This is a genomic window from Bradyrhizobium sp. Ken64 (assembly GCF_055807555.1).
In genome coordinates this window covers 278148-295960 of the sequence record NZ_JBVVPA010000006.1, presented here as the reverse complement: position 1 = coordinate 295960, position 17813 = coordinate 278148, and the positions used below count along the sequence as shown (strand labels likewise).

The 17813-nt window shown below is 59.8% G+C and carries 20 protein-coding genes; 10 read left to right on the top strand and 10 right to left on the bottom strand.

Going from position 1 to position 17813, the window contains the following annotated elements; genetic code table 11:
• Positions 1-12: 12 nt before the first annotated feature.
• Together AC0L2F_RS13845 and AC0L2F_RS13840 are read right to left on the bottom strand one after the other, a co-directional pair.
• On the bottom strand, positions 13-423 hold the full coding sequence (locus AC0L2F_RS13845; protein ID WP_473248739.1) for a hypothetical protein: 411 nt from the start codon (positions 421-423) through the stop codon (positions 13-15).
• Between the two features lie 15 nt (positions 424-438).
• Entirely contained in the window at positions 439-1233 is a 795-nt protein-coding gene (locus tag AC0L2F_RS13840) for a hypothetical protein (RefSeq protein ID WP_473248738.1), read from the bottom strand.
• A gap of 248 nt (positions 1234-1481) precedes the next feature.
• Between AC0L2F_RS13840 and AC0L2F_RS13835 the strand changes: the two genes are divergently transcribed.
• Positions 1482-2324, top strand: coding sequence for an abortive infection family protein (locus tag AC0L2F_RS13835; protein ID WP_473248737.1), 843 nt, complete (start codon positions 1482-1484; stop codon positions 2322-2324).
• 188 nt (positions 2325-2512) lie between these two features.
• Here the strand turns inward: AC0L2F_RS13835 and AC0L2F_RS13830 are convergent, their stop codons facing one another.
• The 3 genes from AC0L2F_RS13830 to AC0L2F_RS13820 form a co-directional block, all read right to left on the bottom strand.
• Positions 2513-2695, bottom strand: a complete 183-nt coding sequence (locus tag AC0L2F_RS13830) for a hypothetical protein (protein WP_473248736.1) — start codon at positions 2693-2695, stop codon at positions 2513-2515.
• 426 nt (positions 2696-3121) lie between these two features.
• On the bottom strand, positions 3122-3268 hold the full coding sequence (locus tag AC0L2F_RS13825) for a hypothetical protein (RefSeq protein ID WP_354098951.1): 147 nt from the start codon (positions 3266-3268) through the stop codon (positions 3122-3124).
• Between the two features lie 9 nt (positions 3269-3277).
• Positions 3278-3493 (bottom strand): hypothetical protein, encoded by a 216-nt coding sequence (locus AC0L2F_RS13820; RefSeq protein WP_473248735.1) that lies wholly within the window; start codon positions 3491-3493, stop codon positions 3278-3280.
• Positions 3494-3947: 454 nt separating this feature from the next.
• Between AC0L2F_RS13820 and AC0L2F_RS13815 the strand changes: the two genes are divergently transcribed.
• Positions 3948-4196: a hypothetical protein gene (locus AC0L2F_RS13815; RefSeq protein WP_473248734.1), complete on the top strand. Its 249-nt coding sequence runs from the start codon at positions 3948-3950 to the stop codon at positions 4194-4196.
• A 36-nt stretch (positions 4197-4232) separates the two neighbouring features.
• Here the strand turns inward: AC0L2F_RS13815 and AC0L2F_RS13810 are convergent, their stop codons facing one another.
• Positions 4233-5156: a hypothetical protein gene (locus AC0L2F_RS13810; RefSeq protein WP_473248733.1), complete on the bottom strand. Its 924-nt coding sequence runs from the start codon at positions 5154-5156 to the stop codon at positions 4233-4235.
• Positions 5157-5678: 522 nt separating this feature from the next.
• Between AC0L2F_RS13810 and AC0L2F_RS13805 the strand changes: the two genes are divergently transcribed.
• Positions 5679-6020, top strand: coding sequence for a plasmid mobilization protein (locus AC0L2F_RS13805; RefSeq protein WP_473248732.1), 342 nt, complete (start codon positions 5679-5681; stop codon positions 6018-6020).
• Between the two features lie 76 nt (positions 6021-6096).
• Positions 6097-7761 carry a relaxase/mobilization nuclease domain-containing protein gene (locus AC0L2F_RS13800; RefSeq protein ID WP_473248731.1) on the top strand — a complete coding sequence of 555 codons (1665 nt, stop codon included), beginning with the start codon at positions 6097-6099 and terminating at the stop codon, positions 7759-7761.
• 417 nt (positions 7762-8178) lie between these two features.
• Here the strand turns inward: AC0L2F_RS13800 and AC0L2F_RS13795 are convergent, their stop codons facing one another.
• A complete protein-coding gene (locus AC0L2F_RS13795; protein WP_473248730.1) occupies positions 8179-8544 on the bottom strand; it encodes a hypothetical protein in 366 nt (121 codons plus the stop codon).
• Positions 8545-8714: 170 nt separating this feature from the next.
• The gene (locus AC0L2F_RS13790; protein ID WP_473248729.1) at positions 8715-9410 is read right to left on the bottom strand and encodes an HAD family hydrolase; all 696 of its coding nucleotides are present in this window, start codon (positions 9408-9410) and stop codon (positions 8715-8717) included.
• A gap of 143 nt (positions 9411-9553) precedes the next feature.
• On the opposite strand from AC0L2F_RS13790, the gene AC0L2F_RS13785 reads away from it, so the two are divergent.
• The 3 genes from AC0L2F_RS13785 (at position 9554) to AC0L2F_RS13775 (ending at position 13805) form a co-directional block, all read left to right on the top strand.
• Positions 9554-9748 (top strand): hypothetical protein, encoded by a 195-nt coding sequence (locus tag AC0L2F_RS13785; protein WP_473248728.1) that lies wholly within the window; start codon positions 9554-9556, stop codon positions 9746-9748.
• A gap of 269 nt (positions 9749-10017) precedes the next feature.
• A complete protein-coding gene (locus AC0L2F_RS13780) occupies positions 10018-11970 on the top strand; it encodes a hybrid sensor histidine kinase/response regulator (RefSeq protein WP_473248727.1) in 1953 nt (650 codons plus the stop codon).
• Between the two features lie 50 nt (positions 11971-12020).
• Positions 12021-13805, top strand: a complete 1785-nt coding sequence (locus AC0L2F_RS13775) for an MEDS domain-containing protein (protein ID WP_473248726.1) — start codon at positions 12021-12023, stop codon at positions 13803-13805.
• Between the two features lie 51 nt (positions 13806-13856).
• Here AC0L2F_RS13775 and AC0L2F_RS13770 read toward each other — a convergent pair whose 3' ends face one another.
• Positions 13857-14927: a PAS domain-containing sensor histidine kinase gene (locus AC0L2F_RS13770; protein WP_473248725.1), complete on the bottom strand. Its 1071-nt coding sequence runs from the start codon at positions 14925-14927 to the stop codon at positions 13857-13859.
• 47 nt (positions 14928-14974) lie between these two features.
• Entirely contained in the window at positions 14975-15763 is a 789-nt protein-coding gene (locus AC0L2F_RS13765; protein WP_473248724.1) for an alpha/beta fold hydrolase, read from the bottom strand.
• 479 nt (positions 15764-16242) lie between these two features.
• On the opposite strand from AC0L2F_RS13765, the gene AC0L2F_RS13760 reads away from it, so the two are divergent.
• From AC0L2F_RS13760 to AC0L2F_RS13750, 3 genes are all read left to right on the top strand, one after another.
• Positions 16243-16725 (top strand): hypothetical protein, encoded by a 483-nt coding sequence (locus AC0L2F_RS13760; protein ID WP_473248723.1) that lies wholly within the window; start codon positions 16243-16245, stop codon positions 16723-16725.
• A 375-nt stretch (positions 16726-17100) separates the two neighbouring features.
• Positions 17101-17337: a hypothetical protein gene (locus tag AC0L2F_RS13755; protein ID WP_473248722.1), complete on the top strand. Its 237-nt coding sequence runs from the start codon at positions 17101-17103 to the stop codon at positions 17335-17337.
• Between the two features lie 30 nt (positions 17338-17367).
• Positions 17368-17640 (top strand): hypothetical protein, encoded by a 273-nt coding sequence (locus AC0L2F_RS13750; RefSeq protein ID WP_473248721.1) that lies wholly within the window; start codon positions 17368-17370, stop codon positions 17638-17640.
• The last annotated feature ends 173 nt before the right edge of the window (positions 17641-17813 follow it).

Genomic DNA, 17813 nt, shown 5'->3' with positions numbered 1-17813 from the left:
CAGCGAGCTTAGCTACTTTGCCAGCGGGTCCGTCGTACCGGGGCCAATGCGTAACAGCCTCGGCGAGCTCGTTGTCACTTCCGGCGGCGCCGTTAAGCCGTGCTTGTCCTTATCTTCGTTCATTTTTTTGGTGCGTTCGGCCGCCTTGGCCTTTTCCTCCCGATTGAGGCAGACTTCCGCCGTCGCTCCTTTGGGGCAGATGCAATAGAGGCGGATCGTCGATGTGTTGACTACCTGAAATTCTTTCGCCATTTTTATGCCGATCGACAGACAGGAGTCAGGGTCTTCAGTCTGTATCTGACTCGTCGCCTGCAGCGTCCAGTTCGCGTTCTGCTCCTGAATATCCTTTGGTTGACCGTGCGGGATGTTTACCGGAGTCGTTACGAAATACATGATGACCAGTGTAGTCGGAAAAGTCGGCATCGGAGCTGCTCACCGTTACTGGGTTGGAATGCGTAGATTCTGAAGCTGCTGCCGGATTTGTTGCAGCGACGCGTTCTGGTCCTGAATAAGCGTGAAGGCTGACGTTACAGGCGTCCCGCTGTTAGGCCGGAAACCGCTGCCACCAAGAGGCAGGCTGACAACATTGAACTTGTCCTTTTTCGGATTGGAAATGAAAGTGATCGTCAGGGTTTCTTCGAGCTGGTAGTAGCCGCTCAGTGCCAGGAGGTTCGTTCCGGGCGGAAAGGTATATGTCCAGCTGCCGGAGCCGTTGAACTTGATGAGGACAATCGCGGTAAAGCCCGGACTGTCTACAGATCCACCCGTCACCCTCGTCGTATCAGCCGCACGGAAGAGCCAATCCTGGATACCAAGGTGTTGTGTTAGCGTGTGGTAACCCGGCGCCGCCCGCTCGCAGGGCAAGCCGGCGTCTTTCATCAGCGCTTCGGAATCGAATTTGAAATCAACGGTGCCGTTGTGACTGCCCTTCATCTCCGTGGTGACGCCATTGCCTCCACCGATAGCGAGATTGCTGAAGGTCGTGCCACCGGAAGGCGGGAAGCGGCGCGTCAAACCGGCTCCCGCCGAAATATCGGCGTCGGCTTTCGGATTGAGCGTTACCTTGATCGTCCAGGCCGTTGGATCGAAATGCTTGGGGTCGCTAATTGGCTGAAGAGTGTTGAGCGCGAACTGAAGCTCGCACGCGGTGTGCAGGATAATCTCCCGCACCGGCAATGCCCAATCTGGAGGTATTTCCGGCAGCACGGCGCAGCCGCCGGTCAGCAACGACACTATTCCAGCCGCAATTCTGGCTCCGCAGGCCATGGCCGCCCCCCAAAGAGTGCCACCCGAATAGGGGAGCTTTGCACAGCCATCGTCCCGAGTCTGTTGCCGGGATACTACATCAGGCGGTGATTGTTGATGACACAACCTGGGCGGCCCGGGCTCGGGCATTGACCAGGGCCATGGTATAATCCGAAAAAGGCTAATCCGGGGGCCCGGCGGCAATTTCGCTTCCTGCCCCTCACACGGTAATCGAAATGGTTGCAATCAAGCGTTCTGAAATGCGGCAGATCGATCAGGTGTTCGGGATGGAGGGCGGCTATGTCCTCGATTTCTCGAACCGAACCTTTTCGGAGTTCTTCGAGGACGAATTCGGCATCAATATCTACGACGACGCGTACAACGTGCGCGGCTCGTCCAAAGCGAATCTACTCCGCGGATTCATAGAAGCCCAGGACGGGTATCTGGTCGGTCAAGTTCTTCGGAAGCTATTCGCGCACCGCGGCCGCACCGTCGCTCAGAACCCCGCCCAGGCGCTGCCGGAAGAGAGCCGCCTCGCCTTCTTCGAACTTATTTCGCGCATCGAGTCCGGGACATCTCCCCCTGTGCTGAGCACTCTTTCAAGCGCTGCCCAGGTCCTGAATTTTGATACTGTCACTCGCGACATCGAACGTGCGCTGGCGAGCGCCGAGAAGGACCCGGAGGATGCGGTCACCGCCGCCTGTTCGACACTGGAAAGCGTTTGCCGCTCGATTTTGATCGAGCTTAAGCTTGGCCTGCCAGACAAGAAAGATATCAAGGGCCTCTTTGCTGCCGTCCGAAAACCCCTAGGCCTGGGCACTGATCGCGACGACTTGGATGCTCTCATCGCCGACGACGTTCGCAAGATCCTGAATGGTCTCGCGACCGTTATTGAGGGTATCGGCGCGCTGAGAACACATGGCGGCGACGCCCATGGGCGGGAACGGGGCTATACGCGCATCGACAGGCGAATAGCCAGCCTCGCCATCCACTCAGCCAGCACCGTCTCATTGTTTCTGATCGAAACATGGCAGCGAAAATATCCTACGCAGGAACTCAAGCTCCACAAAGCTGCGTAGAATGGGAGTGATGAGCCAGTGTTCGACGACCTCAAATGCTTGGCTCGGTCGCCGAAACATTCTTACTCAGTCATGACGCGTTCCGATGCCATAGGTTAGGTCGGCTCTCGGGGGCACGTCATTAATTGCGAAAATGGCGACCAGCTGGCGGGCCGGATTTCCGGCCCGCCAGGTAGCCGAGGCTGCGCTCAGCGCGGCCTCAGTTCCGGCTTTGCTATCGCAAGACGGATGTTGTGCAGATTGTAATGAGCGATCCGCAGTTCGTGTGAGCCTTCCGGCAGGTGCGGCAGCATCGCCGTGATTTCGCGCAGAAGCACCTGCAGCTCAAGCCTGGTGGCGCGCAGCAATTGGCTTTGTGAAATAACTCTCATGATTTCCTCCGTCGTTTCCGGCCACGGACATCGCGGCCTTCTTGCGACGCCCGGGAGCGCCGGAGGAGGCTGGCTGCATCGCCTTCGACCGCAACGTGAGAGGAGGAGCGCCAGGGCTTTAGCCCGCGCTTGCCCAAAGCCGCCGAGGTGCTTCAGTCGGCAAGATCAAAGGACGCGCTGCTTCGTGGACGGAGGAGGAAAGTTGTGAGGTTATTTCAGGGGGAATTGCTTCACTCGTGCCATGAGCTGCAGAAGCTGATGCCGAAATGCAAACACCTGCTTTTGAAAGTAGGATCGCTCGCTACAATCGGCACATCCAGTTAGGCCAGAGCTAAGTGGAACACCGCGCGTGATGAGCGCGCCTATTTTTTACCGCTGAGAATTCGGGCTCGCACTCATTCAGTCGGTTCGCCGCGCAGGCGTCACCTATTCCATTCGTGCCTTGTCTTTGAGATCGCGGATGCGGTTTTCGGCCTCGTCCTTTGACTGAACGATTTCCGACCAGTCGCTGACGCGGGCTTCCCTGCTCAACCGCTTCAGCTCGTCCAGCTGCTGCTGCGTCGGCTTTTCCATGTTCGCTCCTTACGAGACAAGCCGCAGCTTACGAAGCCGGTAGGCGTCGATGGCCCGGTTGGCCAACATCAGTTTCCTGCGCTCACCCTTCAGGACCATCTCGTCGACGGCCTTCAGAAGAAATTTGCTGGTCTCGGCGGCATCTACGATTTCCCCGGTACGCTCAAGGTAATCCCAGGCGATCTGGATGGAATGCTCAATCAGCCACGGAAGGGGTTCGCTCATATGAGAAAAACCCGGCGAGCCGGCCAGGGTTCCCTGCGGCAGACAGCAAGTCTTGCGCGCCCGTCACCGGGCCGGGCCATACTCGCGCCTTGGCGCTCCCCGAACCCCTCGCGGGTTTCGGCCAGGAGGTGACTGTCCCTCGCGCGCGTGTTCGCTAGGCGCATGAATCACTCCCAATTAGCTTCTTACGATCCCTCGATTTTACCAGCCGCCGCTGCGCCGCGTCCGTTGCTCAGAGCTTCTTTCGCTTCCGGCTTCCGCGCATCGCGCAGACCCTCCTGAAACGAAGAGAAGCTTGGGACCCGGCTTGGTCCGGCTGAACCCATGGGAGGGGTAGCAGCGAACTCATAAACACGACTGCGGTAAGGATTTTGGCCGCGCACCTTATGGAAATCGGCTTGCCAAGTTTGACACACCGATCCGCGCGATGATTTATTAGCCGAAGGAGATCTCAATGAAATACACAACAGAAGACCACCAGATATCAGCGAGGCTGGATTACAGACAGCGGCAAGATGCCGCCAATCGAAAAACCTGCCGTGTGGCAGCCATTTTCACCGCCGCTTCGCTTGTGGCACTTGCCACGGTCCCCTGGTGGCCAAAGCCGGCCGTATCGAGCAATGAAGCTGGGCAACCTACTGCCGCACGGGTTCAGTCGCAGCTTTCTCAACAGGTATTTCCGTTTGTCCTGACAACTCGCTGAACCGCGCCGGAAACTGCGATTACTCCAACGAAAGCCTTAGCTCGGCTTTAGTGATCGCTTCCTGCGTTCAAAGAAATTTTTCTCGAACAAAAAACCGTTGAAGTTCGCGAGTTTTTCCTCGGGTGACCTTTTGTAGAGCGAGTTAAACTCACCGCTGAAGCGCGGCCCGTTGTTCAGCATCGCCCGGCGTAGCAGGGCATGCTCATATAATGCATGTCCGGGCTTGATTTCACCCTTTTCGACCGCCAATGCGAGCCGCCAGCCGATACTGTGAACTCCCTCGTGAAACAGGACGGTCAGCGGGAAACGCGGCGAGTCCAGTTTCAGAAGTTCCGGATCGAGCGTCACCCGGGTTTCCCATACGTTAAGGGCCTTTGAGACGGGTGGCGCATCGCAAGTACCATGAGCACCTTCCAAGTTGTTTATATCAAGCAAGGGAGCCGTGATCTGCAGACCGTCGCGGCTGAAGTAGATAGCCTGCGCCATATGAAACTCTTCGAGTATACTGCGTCGCTCATCAATTGAAGCAGAGCGCCACATGCCAAGGCAGGCCATTAAGTCTTTATCGTTTCGAATATGCTCCGCGAAGCCCTGCGTGTGCTCGGACATCCATAACTTGATCGGGTCGGAGTATTGAAAACGGGTACAGATGCGATGCAGGAGTTTCATCTCCTCCCTGTATCTGCCTTCTTTAACTTCGTACGCGCCGTTTTTTGTTCGATGCCAGGCGCTGCCTTCGTTCGACCAGTGCACTATCGCCTGTTCAAGGTAATGACCGATTCCTGCAGCGCTCGAAAGGGACAGGTTGCGGGTGTTGATCCGGCGGAGAGCCTTCATAACTGCCGCATGGCGCTTCGGCGAATAACCGTTAGTTCGGCTGTCGCTTACAAGCTCCCTTATCCGGTTGTAAAACCCTTTTTCTTCCAATGAAACGATTTTACCATATTCCGGAACATGCACTCAAATTCAATCAGGACCGGGCACTGATCGCAGCGACCTGTGCTTTATATTTGCAATTGCTGATGCACCAACTGACCGGTTGTTGTTTTACATAATCGACAATCAAAGGTAGAATAGAAGTAGATACAAGATGTGCGCGGGCAGACCGCGCACATCTTGAGGGGGCTCAAGCGCCGCCCCCGTGTGACCCCCGCTATTGTCGCCAGATCGACGCCGCCAGCATGGCGCTGGCAGATGATCAGGCGACGCGGGACTATCGATCCCGCACCCTGCGACCAAGGCATCGGCGGCCTTGGATGCACCCCGGATGATCTGCGAGCCGTGAATAGCGTAACTTTCACGGACATCCGGCAAAGGGCTTTTCAGTGCCCCTTGTACCCACGACCAGGGCTCACGGCCGCCCCTGGACACCGCCTGCGGCGAGCGCTGCTTTTATGCACGCCCGCCGACGAGGGGCTTTCGCGCCCCTCGCGACCACGACCGGGCCGGTGCCCGGGAGTCGCCACAGCGCGGGGAGGTCCGATGGCGGAGAGCGGCAGCGAAACACGGCAGCGGGACGAGCGGCACACTGTCCGCTTCACCCCGCTTGAGAACGCCCTCATATGCGCAAAAGCTAATGCAGCGGGCGTACCGGTCGCCACCTTTCTCAGGAACACCGCCCTCGCGTTCCCCATGCCGCGCGCAGCCAGGCGGCCGACCTCGAACCACGAGGACGTGGCGCTGCTGCTGGGCAGGATCGGCCAGCTGGCTGCGGCCTTCAGGAGCGCGGCATCGCTTGCGGACGCGCAGGCGCTCGATACGGCGCTGCACGATCTTTCCGAGCTTCGCCTCCTGTGTCTCACCGCCCTGGGGCGCAAGCCATGACCGTCGCTCGCCTGAAGAATTCGCAGGCTCCGGCCACGGCTATATTGCGCGGCACTGATGTGCGCGGGCGGTTACAGTGATTATCTCGGGGCTGCAGACCGGTAATACCCGTTGGCTCGCGCGCCATCTGCAGAACACCGTCGATAACGACACCATCGAGCTCGCCGAGGTATCCGGCACGGTCGCGACCGATATCGACGGCGCCCTGACCGAGATGGACGCGCTGTGCGCGGGCACGCGCGCGAAAGAAGGCGTCTACGCCGCCTTCATCAACCCGCCCCGGCCTCTCACCCGTGCACAGTTCACGCGGGTGCTGGAGCTGATGGAAGAGCGCCTTGGTCTGTCCGGCCAGCCCCGCATCGTGCTCTTTCACGTGAAGAACGGCCGGCACCATTGCCATGCCGTGTGGTCGCGCATCGATATCGAGCGGATGAAAGCCATCCATCTCGGCCATGACCGCCAGAAGCTGCGCAAATGCGCGCAGGAGCTCGCGGCTGAATTCGGCCTGACGCTCCCGGCGGGGCTCGCGGAAGATCGCGGCCCGGCCCGCTTTGACGACCCCGCCCGGACAAAGGCGCCTACCCGCGCCGACAAGGAACGGGCAAAGAACTCCGGCATCACGCCGGACGAACGCCGCGCAGCTGTGACAGAGGCCTGGCGTATGTCGGATGACGGCATGAGCCTGCAGGCGAGCCTGGAGGAGCGCGGCTACCTTCTCGCGAGAGGCGACAGGCGCGCCTACGTAGTCGTGGATCTCGCTTGCGACGTGCACAGCCTGTCGCGCCAGATAGAAGGCGCGAAAACCAAGGATGTCGCGGCTAAACTGCAGAACCTGCCCGTCGCACTCCTGCCAACGACGGAGCGCGCCAAGATATTGATGGCGCAGCGCGCGGCCGCCCTGCGCGACGCCGCGCGGGAGCATCTGAAGAAGGACGCGGCGGTAGAGGAAGCGCGTAACCGCCTGCTGCGCGCCCAGCGGACGCGGAAACTTGCCGTCGACCAGCAATGGCAGAAGATCAAGGTCCAGCAGATGCACGAGCGCAAGGTCATGCTGGCCTGGTTTTTTGCCGAACAGAAGCGGCATCTCGCGCGCCGGCAGTGGCAGGCGACTGGCCTTGCGCTGTATCTCCGCAAGGTTGCGGCCCTGCGAGAGCTAATCCGCCATTACGAGAAGCAGCGGCGCAAGCAGCTTCGCACGATGGAGGAATTTCACCGCGAGGTGAAGACCGCGATGAAAAGGCGGCATGATAATGAGGCCGCAGAATGCGAGCGGCTTTTCACGGCGCTCAGGCGCCTTGAGAAACATGAGTTGAGATGTCTGGACCGCGGACAACTTGGCCAGATAGCCTGGCATAAGACGTGGCTTGCGCATAACCGGGGTGATTACGACGGAGAAATCACGCTTGCTCTCAGCGTTGGTCTGAAGCGGGGCCAGAAGGCGAAGGATTTCGATCAATCACGGCATCTCAGGAAATGGTATGACAGCCGCTACGCGCCTTCGGTAGAAAGGCTCGCCCGCACCTATGCCTACATGAAGGAAAACGGTATCGAGATCACCAGCGACCCTGCATCGAAATGGCTGCCCCTGCAGCGTCAAGGCAGCAGCCGGGGCGGCGGCATCGCCGGTATGCCAATTTCCACTGCGTTCAAGCTGAACGAGAAGGAAGTAACGAGTCGCAGACATCGCTTCAGAGGCCGCATGCCGCACCGCGGCCCTGCGCCGCCATCAGGAAAGATTTAAGCCGAGAAGGTCTGCCAATGGCGGCCGGCATCGGAGCATGAGCAGCAGCAGCCCCAGCAGGTCGGCCCCCGGCAACAACGAAGCCGCCGGGCGGAGTATGATCGCCGGACGGCCTCGCCACGCTGATCCTGGACTAGGGCAATGTCCAGTGCCGCATATTCGTCGATGCGTGCGGCTCGGCAACTTCCTTCGCAAATTAAGCTTGATGCTGGTGGGATAGGTTAAATCCGGAACCAGCCTGAGTGGCGCCACGTCGGGAGTGCAATCGATCGATCACAAGTCGTCGCGACGAGAGACTCGTTTGATCTCTCGCTGCCCCGCGAGAATGTATCTTCCGGCAAGCAAGAAGGGGTGGCAGATCGGTGCGGCACGGGCGCAGAGAGAATGAGGCTGCGCCCGTACGGCGCGAGATGAGGCTTATTTTCTAGCAGGCGGGCCGCTCTTGTTTCCGGGCAGACCCTTCACCCCTGAACTATCCTGCTGCTGGACAGTAGAGTTGGAAATGCCCGTCGTCGTCGCGTTCGCGGGCGGTCCGTTCTTGTTGCCCGGCGCGCCGCTCACACCCGTCCCTGAATTCTGCGCACTCGGCTGCGTCGATGAATTGCCGGTCCCCATCTGGCCCGGCATGTTCGAGGAGCCTGCTTTCTGCTCGCCGACAACGCCGGACGCGCCGGAGTTGTGCGTCTTAAGGCCCTTGTCGGCTTCTTCCTGGACCGCCTTAGGTGATGACTGCTGCGCGTGTACCGGCAACGCTGTTGCCGCGAGAAGGACGGAGAACGTCAAGGTTGCTATTCGCATGGACTTTCCTCTCCTGGTTTTGTCGCCTGACAACCCGCGAGCTGCACGACATTTCCGCGAGAAGAAAGTTTATTTAGGAGACGCCGCTTGCCTGTTTGCGGCGCAGTATCAGGTGCAGGAGATCACCCGCGCGAGCACATCGCGCGGTGGCAACTTCACGCGGACTTCCGGAGCAGATCGAGCTGGGCCCACTCCGGCTCAGGCGCGCCGCGCAGGAGATGCGCCAGCAGAGCCCGGAGATCCTCAGCGACCGCAAAGCATCCGGCCTGCGAGAGAGTCTCTTCGCTGAAGCCGCCGGTGAGAACGCCAGCCGCTTTCGCGCCCGCTTCAAGGCCCGCCTCAGCATCGTACGGCGTATCGCCAACCATCACCGACTGCGCGCCCGGCAGCGCAAGCTTGCGCAGCGCGATGCCGACAAGGCGCGGGTCCGGTTTGCCGTGCTCAACGTCATCGCCGCAAGCCGTCGCCGTGATATAGTCATCAGCGTTCATAAGTGAGATATAGCGCTTGAAGGCGATGCCCTTGCAGTCGGTCGCAAGTGCGATCTTTCCGCCGTGTTCGGTCAGCGCCCGAAAGACATCCCTGACGCCGTCGACTGGTTTGACGCTCGCGAGATACTCGCGTTCGTAAATCGTCCCCTGTTCCTCCAGAATCTCCTTGCGCGCCGACTCGGTTGATTCCGGGAGGATAAGCTGCAGCGTCTGATCGCCATCAAGGCCGAAATAGAGCTGCAGCGTCTGGTACGGCACCCGGCAACCGAAGCGCTCCAAGGCGTCCTGCAGGCTGCGGAGATTCTGCGGCACGCTGTCCACCAGCGTCCCTTCCACATCGAAAATGAACCCTGCGAACATCTGGCGCTCTCTCCACTACCGCAACAAGCCTTTGATCTTTAATGGGTTCCTAGCGCGCCGCCGCGCCCCAACAGGTTCCCGCATTGGAACCTCGGAAGCCGAGAAATGTTATCGAGAGCCTAGACAAATCGTGGAGGTTTGCCATGAAACGTCGCCGCATCAAGCAGACCACATCCCTTGAAGAACGCCTGCAGCGCCAGGCTGAGCAGATCAGGCTCCGGGCCGAGAGCCTGCCTCCCGGTCAAGAGCGTGACGCGCTCCTGAAAAAAGCCCGCGAGACTGACATGGGAGCGCATATCGGCGAATGGCTGAGATCGCCCGGGCCGCCGCCCAAATGACCGCCAAATAGCAAACTTCCGGAGCGAGCCGCTGGTGTTGATGCAATTCCGGCGCGAGGAGAAGCGCTGTGCGAGCGGCAGCGCTTTGCGGGCGCTACTGCGGCCGACCAGGAGGAGCCAGAGAGGCTGCCCCTTTAACCAAGCGAAACGCCTCGCCAGTGCGGTCCCTGAGAAAGCTGCGAGTCTCCTGCATTCCACCAGGAACTTTTTCGAGCCATGAACGTTTCGTCCTGTTAGGCTGAGAAATGACGAACCCCGGGGCTAATAGTTTGGACCAACTCAACAAGTTCGAGGCCTCGCAATCGGCGGAGGGCCGTTACCGCATGCTTGTGGAGGCGGTGACGGATTATGCAATCTACATGCTCAACCCGGAAGGTATCGTCTCAAGCTGGAATCCTGGCGCGCGTCGTTTCAAAGGCTACGAAGAAAACGAAATCATCGGCGAACATTTTTCCCGTTTCTATACGGAGGAAGACCGCAAATCCGGACTGCCGCGGCGGGCGCTGGAGACGGCCGCCCGCGAGGGCAAGTTCGAAAGTGAAGGCTGGCGCGTTCGCAAGGACGGCACCCGGTTCTGGGCTTACGTCATCATCGACCCCATCTGGAATAACGCGGGCAAGCTCGTCGGCTACGCCAAGGTCACACGCGACCTGACCGAGCGCCGCGCGGCCGAAGCCGAGCTTCTCCGAAACCAGGAGCAATTCCGCCTTCTCGTGCAAGGGGTGACCGATTACGCCATCTATCTCCTCACCCCGGAGGGCCTCGTCGCGAGCTGGAACGCGGGCGCAGAGCGGATCAAGGGCTACACGCCGGAAGAGGTAATCGGAAAGCATTTTGAAGTCTTCTATACAGAAGAGGACCGAAAGGCAGGGCTTCCGGTCACCGCGCTCGAAACCGCGCGGCGCGAGGGCAAATACGAGAAAGAAGCCCTCCGGGTCCGCAAGGACGGGACGAAATTCTGGGCGAGCGTCGTGCTTGACGCGATCCGCGACGAAGCGGGCAAGCTGATCGGCTTCGCCAAAATTACGCGCGATATCACCGAGCGCAAGCACACGGAAGAGAAGCTCGAACGCACCAGGGAAGCGCTGGTGCAGTCGCAAAAAATGGAAGCGATCGGTCACCTCACCGGAGGCGTCGCCCACGATTTCAACAATCTACTGATGGCCATCCAAGGCAGCCTTGAGCTGATGAAGCGCCGCCTGCCCGGCGACGACACACAGATGCACAAGTTTCTCGACAACGCGCTGCAGGGCGCGCAGCGCGGCGCCGCGCTGACGCAACGCATGCTCGCCTTCGCGCGGCGCCAGGAGCTGAAACTGCAGACTGTCAACGTCACCGAACTCGTCAACGGAATGACGGATCTGCTTCAGAGTTCGCTCGGATCGGGCGTTCACATCGAAACCCACTTAACGGTCGGCCTGCCGAAAGTGTCGGCGGACGCAAACCAGCTTGAGCTTGCCATTCTCAATCTTGCAATGAACGCAAGAGACGCGATGCCGAAAGGCGGGACAATTGTCATCTCGGCGCGGGAGCGGACCGTACGCGAGGAGCCGGGACTTGCGCCGGGTCACTATGTCTGCCTCGCGGTAAAGGACACCGGCATCGGCATGGATGAAGTGACACTGCGACGGGCCACCGAACCCTTCTACACGACGAAGGGTGTCGGGAAAGGCACGGGTCTCGGACTGCCTATGGTGCACGGGATGGCAGAGCAGTCCGGTGGCAAACTTTGTCTCAAGAGTAAGCCCGGCGAGGGAACGACGGTCGAACTATGCCTGCCTGTCGCTTACACCCAAGAAGAGCTGAAGAAAGAGGATATCCCTGCCCCGCCCGCGCCTGCAGCGCGCGCGCTCAGGATCGTCAGTGTCGATGACGATCCCCTCGTCGCTTTCAATACCTCAGCGATGCTGGAGGAGCTTGGCCACACGGTGTTCGCCGCGACGAGCGGAGCTGAGGCGCTCAGCCTCATCAACGAGAAGGGCGATATAGATCTTTTAATCACAGACCAGGCCATGCCGGGCATGACCGGGTCCGAGCTCGCTGAAGCGGTGCGGCACGACTGGCCTAATCTGCCGATCATCATCGCCACGGGTTACGCAGAGCTTCCCGAAGGATCGGCTGAGGGGCTGCCACGCCTCGCGAAGCCGTTTTTTCAAGGAGACCTTGCGGAAGCAATCGCGACTTTTGGCCCATTTTTGCGCGAGCCTATCGGCTCAAAATGAGTAAGCCACGTCAGAAGCGCTTTTGCACGTATCCGTGATTTCAGGCGCCCTTGCCGGATGCGCTTGGTTTAAGCCGAGCCATCAATAACCCGCTCGTATTCGCATTCAGGAATGAGCGGCACTTCAAGCGAATACAGCAGCAACCGTTTTGCGAAGAAGCTTTAGTGGACCGCGCAAAGGTGGTACTAATAGTCCTGCCATACAACTTTGAATATCGTCGATCGCTAATGCAGCCCTGGTCACCATCCGGTCTTCCGACCGTCCCCCACCTTCAGTGGGGCAGCCACCTCGCCCATTTCTTCGGGTCAGGCATCGAGCTGCGCGATCTGCTCGTGCCCTACTTCACGGCAGGTCTCCGGAATAATGAGCAATGCCTCTGGGTGACTGGCCAGGCGTTCAACGCAGACGACGCGCGCTCCGCGCTGCGAGCAGCCGTTCCCGACCTCGACAAGCGCGAGCACGACAAGCAGATCGAAATCGTTAACGGCGATGAATGGTATGCGGCCGCCGAAAAGCTAAAGCCGCGCGAGCTTGTTACCGGCCTTTTGCAGCGCGAGCAGAACGCGCTCGGGGGCGGATACAGCGGTCTCAGGACGAGCGGAAACTGCGCCTGGGTCTCAAACGACCAATGGCCGGATTTTATGGACTACGAAGCCCTTGTCCAGAAAGCGGTGCGCGGGCGCCGCATGATTTGTATGTGCAATTACTGCGTCGACAAAGCCGACGGCGCACATCTTGAAATCATGGGCCGCCACGATCTGACGGTGCCGAGCGCACGCCCGCCCGCCGCGGCGCGGACGGGACCCAATGCTGCAAACAACGACCAGCCGGGGCTTGTTCAGGATCTGACGGATGAGCGCAAACTGCGCCAGTCGCTGGAGCGGGAGAAGCGCACATTCGATCTTGCGATGACCGCCTCTCAAATGGGGACGTGGCGATACACACTTGCCGACAATATCTGCACCTACGATGAAAACGCCCAGCGCCTCTACGGCCTGACCGACGCTCGGTTTCTCCACGACGATGCCGGTGTAAAGCTCAAATTCCATCCCGACGATATGGAGCTGATGTGGTCGCGCGTTGGCAAAGCGCTCGACCCGGAGGGCGACGGCCTTTACGACGTGGAGTACCGCGTAAAGCAGCTCGACGGCAACTGGCGCTGGCTTAGCGCCTGGGGTCTCGTCGAGTTCGAAGGCGAAGGGCCTTCAAGGAAACCAGTCGCGATTGCCGGCGCAAGCCGAGATCTCACCGAATTGAAGCAGGCCGAAGAACAGCAGCGGCTCCTTCTCAATGAGCTGAACCACCGGGTGAAAAATACGCTCGCGACAATTCACGCAATCACCGCGCAGACGATGCGGAATGCCCGGGACCTTCCCTCCGCAAGGCAGGCGGTCGAGCAGCGTATCCGTTCGATGGCGCAGGCGCATGACCTTCTCACCATGCGCGCCTGGACCGGCGCGAACCTGACCGATGTCGCGTCCCGCGCGCTGAACCCGTTCAGCCGCAATCAGGTGACCACGAACGGGACCGACATCACGGTCTCCCCAAAGCACGCGCTGGCCCTGTCGCTCACCCTGCACGAGCTTGCGACGAACGCGACGAAATACGGGGCCTTGTCGCGGCCCGAAGGCCTCGTCTCGTTAAAGTGGACCGTGGAGAACGGGCTGTTGCAGCTCGGCTGGAAAGAAAGCTTCGGGCCGGTTGTGACGCCGCCAACCCGAAAGGGCTTCGGCACACGGCTTCTTGAAGATATTCTTGTCCGCGACCTCGGCGGCCAGACAAAAATCGACTACCATCCATCCGGCTTGCGCTGCGATATCACGGCGGTGCTGTAGAGGCACCATTCCCGGCGCTCAAGCGGCGGGTCCGGGCAAAGCCCCAATTCCTTATATTAGCGGCATCGTGAAAGTGAATCGGGTTTCCTCGGCAGTTGAACTGACGCTTAATGTCCCTTCATGAGCCTTCGCAATTTGCGAGGCAATGTGCAGGCCGAGGCCCAGCCCCTGACGGCTCGCGCGTACTTCTCCCCGGAAGAACGGCTCGAACAGCTTGTCGATCGCGGCATCGGGTATCGGCTCGCCCTTGTTCGCAACGGACAGGGTGAACAGACCCTTACCCGTCGCCGCGCGCATACGCACAGGCTGGTTCGAGGCGCCATGGGTAAGAGCATTGCCGACGAGGTTGGAAACAAGTTGCCCTATCCGGCTCCGGTCGCAATCGACCGGTACATCTATCGCAAACTCGGCCTCGATCTCCCGCCCGGGTGAGGCGAGACGTAATTCATCGATCACGTGATGCAGCACGGGCTCAAGGGGTTTGCTCGCGTTGCGATCCAGAGTGATGCCACCGCCTAGCCGCCCCCGAGCGAAATCAAGCACGTTGTCGATCAGTCCTGCCATGCGCATGACCGTCGTCTGCATCATCGCGACGACCTGATGATCCCGCTCCGTCTGCGCGCTGCGGCCAAGTATGCGTGCCCCGGCGCTGATCGAAGCGAGAGGGTTGCGAAGGTCGTGGCCGAGGACGGCAATAAACTGTTCCCTGAGCTCGGAAGTCTCCCGTTCGCTCGCAAGGTTCGTTCGCGCCGTTTCGCGCGCCTGTAAAAGCTCCTGCTCGTATCGCCTGCGGTCCGTCGCCTTCAAGAGCGCGAACCGGATAAAGAGCGGCTTGCCGGTGGCGTCCCGGCCCTCAAGCGCGTTGCAGATCATCTGGATCGGCTCCCCGCCCGCCGATACCATCTCAATCGCGAACTCGTTGAAAAACCCCTGCATGCGCAAGAGCGGCGCAATGTGGGTCTCGTAATAAATGCGTCCCGCCATGTTCACGAAATCGCTGAAGCGCTTTCCGGCCATGTCATCGGCGGTGTAGCCGGTCCAGGAGAGGAGCGTCCTGTTCACCCGCGCGACGCGGCCGGTCGTGTGCAGCGTGATATAACCGCAGGGCGCGTTCTCGAACATATCCTCAAGATCGTCGATCAGGAGTTCGGTATTTTGCGCAGGCGTGCTCAGACGAATCCCCTCATGGCGGCGATCACTTCTTCGGGCGCACTCAGATTAGGGCAGTGGCCCGTCGCCTCAAGGATCACCAATTCACTGCCCGCTATGCCGCGGTGAACGAACTCGCCGACTTCTTGCGAAGCAATGATATCCTCGCTGCACTGGAGTATGAGCGTCGGGATTTCGATTTTGCCGAGATCCTTCCGGTTGTCGGAAGTGAAAGTGACCCGCGCAAACGCCTTTGCGATCTCGGGGTCGGTCCGGCAAAAACTGTTCGTCAGTTCCGCGCCGAGCTCGGGACGGTCCGGGTTGCCCATGATCGCGGGTGCCATTTGTTCCGACCAGCCCATGTGATTAGCTTCAAGAAACTGAAGGAGCTCCTCGATCTGCCTTGCGCTGAAGCCGCCGCGATAATCGCCGTCATCGATGTAGCGTGCCGAGGGACCGATCATGACGAGCTCACCGAACATGCCCGGGGCTTTTTGCGTCGCAAGCGCGCCTATCATGCAGCTGACCGAGTGACCGACAAAGACAGCATCTTTCAGACCGAGCTCCCGCCCAATATCAACCACGTCGTCCGCGTAACCCGCGAGGCTCGAATATTTGCGTTTCTCATATGCCTTCAGATCGGAGCCGCCTGCGCCGACATGGTCGAACAGCACGGTCCTGAAATCCCCTGCAAAGGCAGGCTCGACAAAGCGCCACATGTTCTGATCGCAGCCGAAGCCATGGGCGAACATCATGGTACGTTCGCCTGAACCGCGGACATGGACATTATTTCGTTCGATGACACCCACGGGGAACCTTTCAAAACCGGGGCATGCCGACGAGGCCCTTCCCCGTCAGTCTGACAGCTTTTTCATCCAAAGGAAACCGACGCCCGGCACAAGCCTGGCAATCAACCCGCATCTAAAGCCCAACAGTGAATTCGCCCGCGACAGGCCTGCCGCCGGCAAACAAAACTTTATCATCAGCTGAGCGGCGCGGCACCGCATTTTCCTGACCGGTGAAGAGACGCCTGCCGTCTCGCCAGCGCTGCCACACGGCAGCGCCCGCGGGCCTCGCGCCCGGCGGCCATCGCGAACGCGATAAAAGGTCAGGATCATCAAGCCGGTGTCCGCGCCTGAATGAAAAGCGCTTGAATTAACTCTCTGGCCGAATCCGCTTGAACCAGGTTCTGGCGGCGGGCAGAATTCATCTATTTCCAGTTGCGTGACCGGTGATGTTCCGGGGCTGATTTAAGCGTCGTCCCGGCTATCCTGAGCGAGCTTTTTTCATGAAGATATTGGGCAATCTGTTCTGGGTCGTGATCGGGGTTCTTGGCGTCACATTCCTCGCCTCCCTCATGTATCGGGCACTGACCGATACAGGCCGCGTGAATGTGCGCGAGGAGACGGTGCTGGCGACCCCGGTTTGCAAGAAGGCCACGGGCGGCGCAGTCACTTACAAAGCCCATGAAGGAAGCGAACCGGCGCGTGAGCCCGTTTTCGTGCGCGATGACTACACCATCATGTACGACCCGAAGATCGCGGGCTGGCCGAATGAGGCGAGAGAGTTTGCGTTTGCCGCCGCATGCGCGCGGATTTCCGTGGCCGATGCCGATGAGGCGGACTGCGTTGCCATCAAACGTCTTCGCGATAATCTCGATTTCAAAAAAGAGAAAGTTGCGGTTATCACGCAGCACCTCGCTGCTTCCTCAGGTACGAAGGACACGGATGCCCGCGTGCGGAATATCAATGCGTGCTTCGAGGCTCGCTGAAGAAAGCCGTCTTCGTGCGGCAGCGTCGTCGATGAGCGTCAGTGCAGGTTATCCTCGCCCTCAGATCAGGCGTTTGTATCTGTGGAGGCGCCTTTGCTTCGCGGGTTTGCCGTTCCACATGGTTTGAATTTACGTGCGTTTTGATGAGTTGCCCCTTTAATCGCAGAATGCATCGACTTTATACGCCGTAACCTGACAGGACGCGCTTCCGGTTCAATGCCGGGCCCGTTCCGGGTTTTGCAACGGTGTCCCCAGCTTCCGCGCTTCGCTTGTGCAGCCGGGCGATGCCCCTCCCTTTCAAAAGCAGTGATCCGGAAAGCTATTCCGCCCTGTCCAAGGTGAGGCGTGTCGAACATTCAGCAAAAGGAGCAAATCATGGCACGTAACTTCAAAAAGAACGACAAACAGTCCCGCGAAGCAAAGGCACCCTCACTGATCGCCTATCACGTCGAGGACAAGGGTCAGGATAAATCCTTCTGGACCCGCATCGGCGCAGCCTGGGATCACGAAGACGGCAAGGGGCTCACCCTGCAGCTCGATCTCGTTCCGGTGGCGGGCGGCCGTGTCGTCCTCCGCGAACCGTCAGAAGCAACCGAGGAGAAAGGCGCGTAAGCGCCTTTCTTTCTTTTGAAGGAGAAGATCATGGAAAGACGTTATCAGCATTACCGCCTCGAATGGTGCGGCATCGAAATCGAAGTGCGCTACTGCCCGCAATGGAGCACATGCTTCGCCCATCTTGAAATAGAATCCCTTTGCCGGTCACCGCTGCCCGTGACGCTCACGGGATACCGCTCGGTGCACACGCAGGCGGCGACGGTGGAGCGCCTTGGCGGCCCGGTGCAGCTGGTCGAGGACTGGTTTGAGCGGCAGCTCGATCCAAAGCTTCGGGGCAGCATGCAGCCATCGCAGTATTAGGGCGCGTCCCCGCAGCGCGGGGCCGGGCTCTAGGCCTGCGGCCCCGAACCGCGCTTCCCGCGTTTCGGCCCAAGGTGACGATCCCTCGCGCGAGGTAAGAGGGATTGCATCCCCAGAACCGTCAAGGGCTGACGCGAGCCGCCCTGAGTGGCGGCCCTTGACTGTCTTTCCCT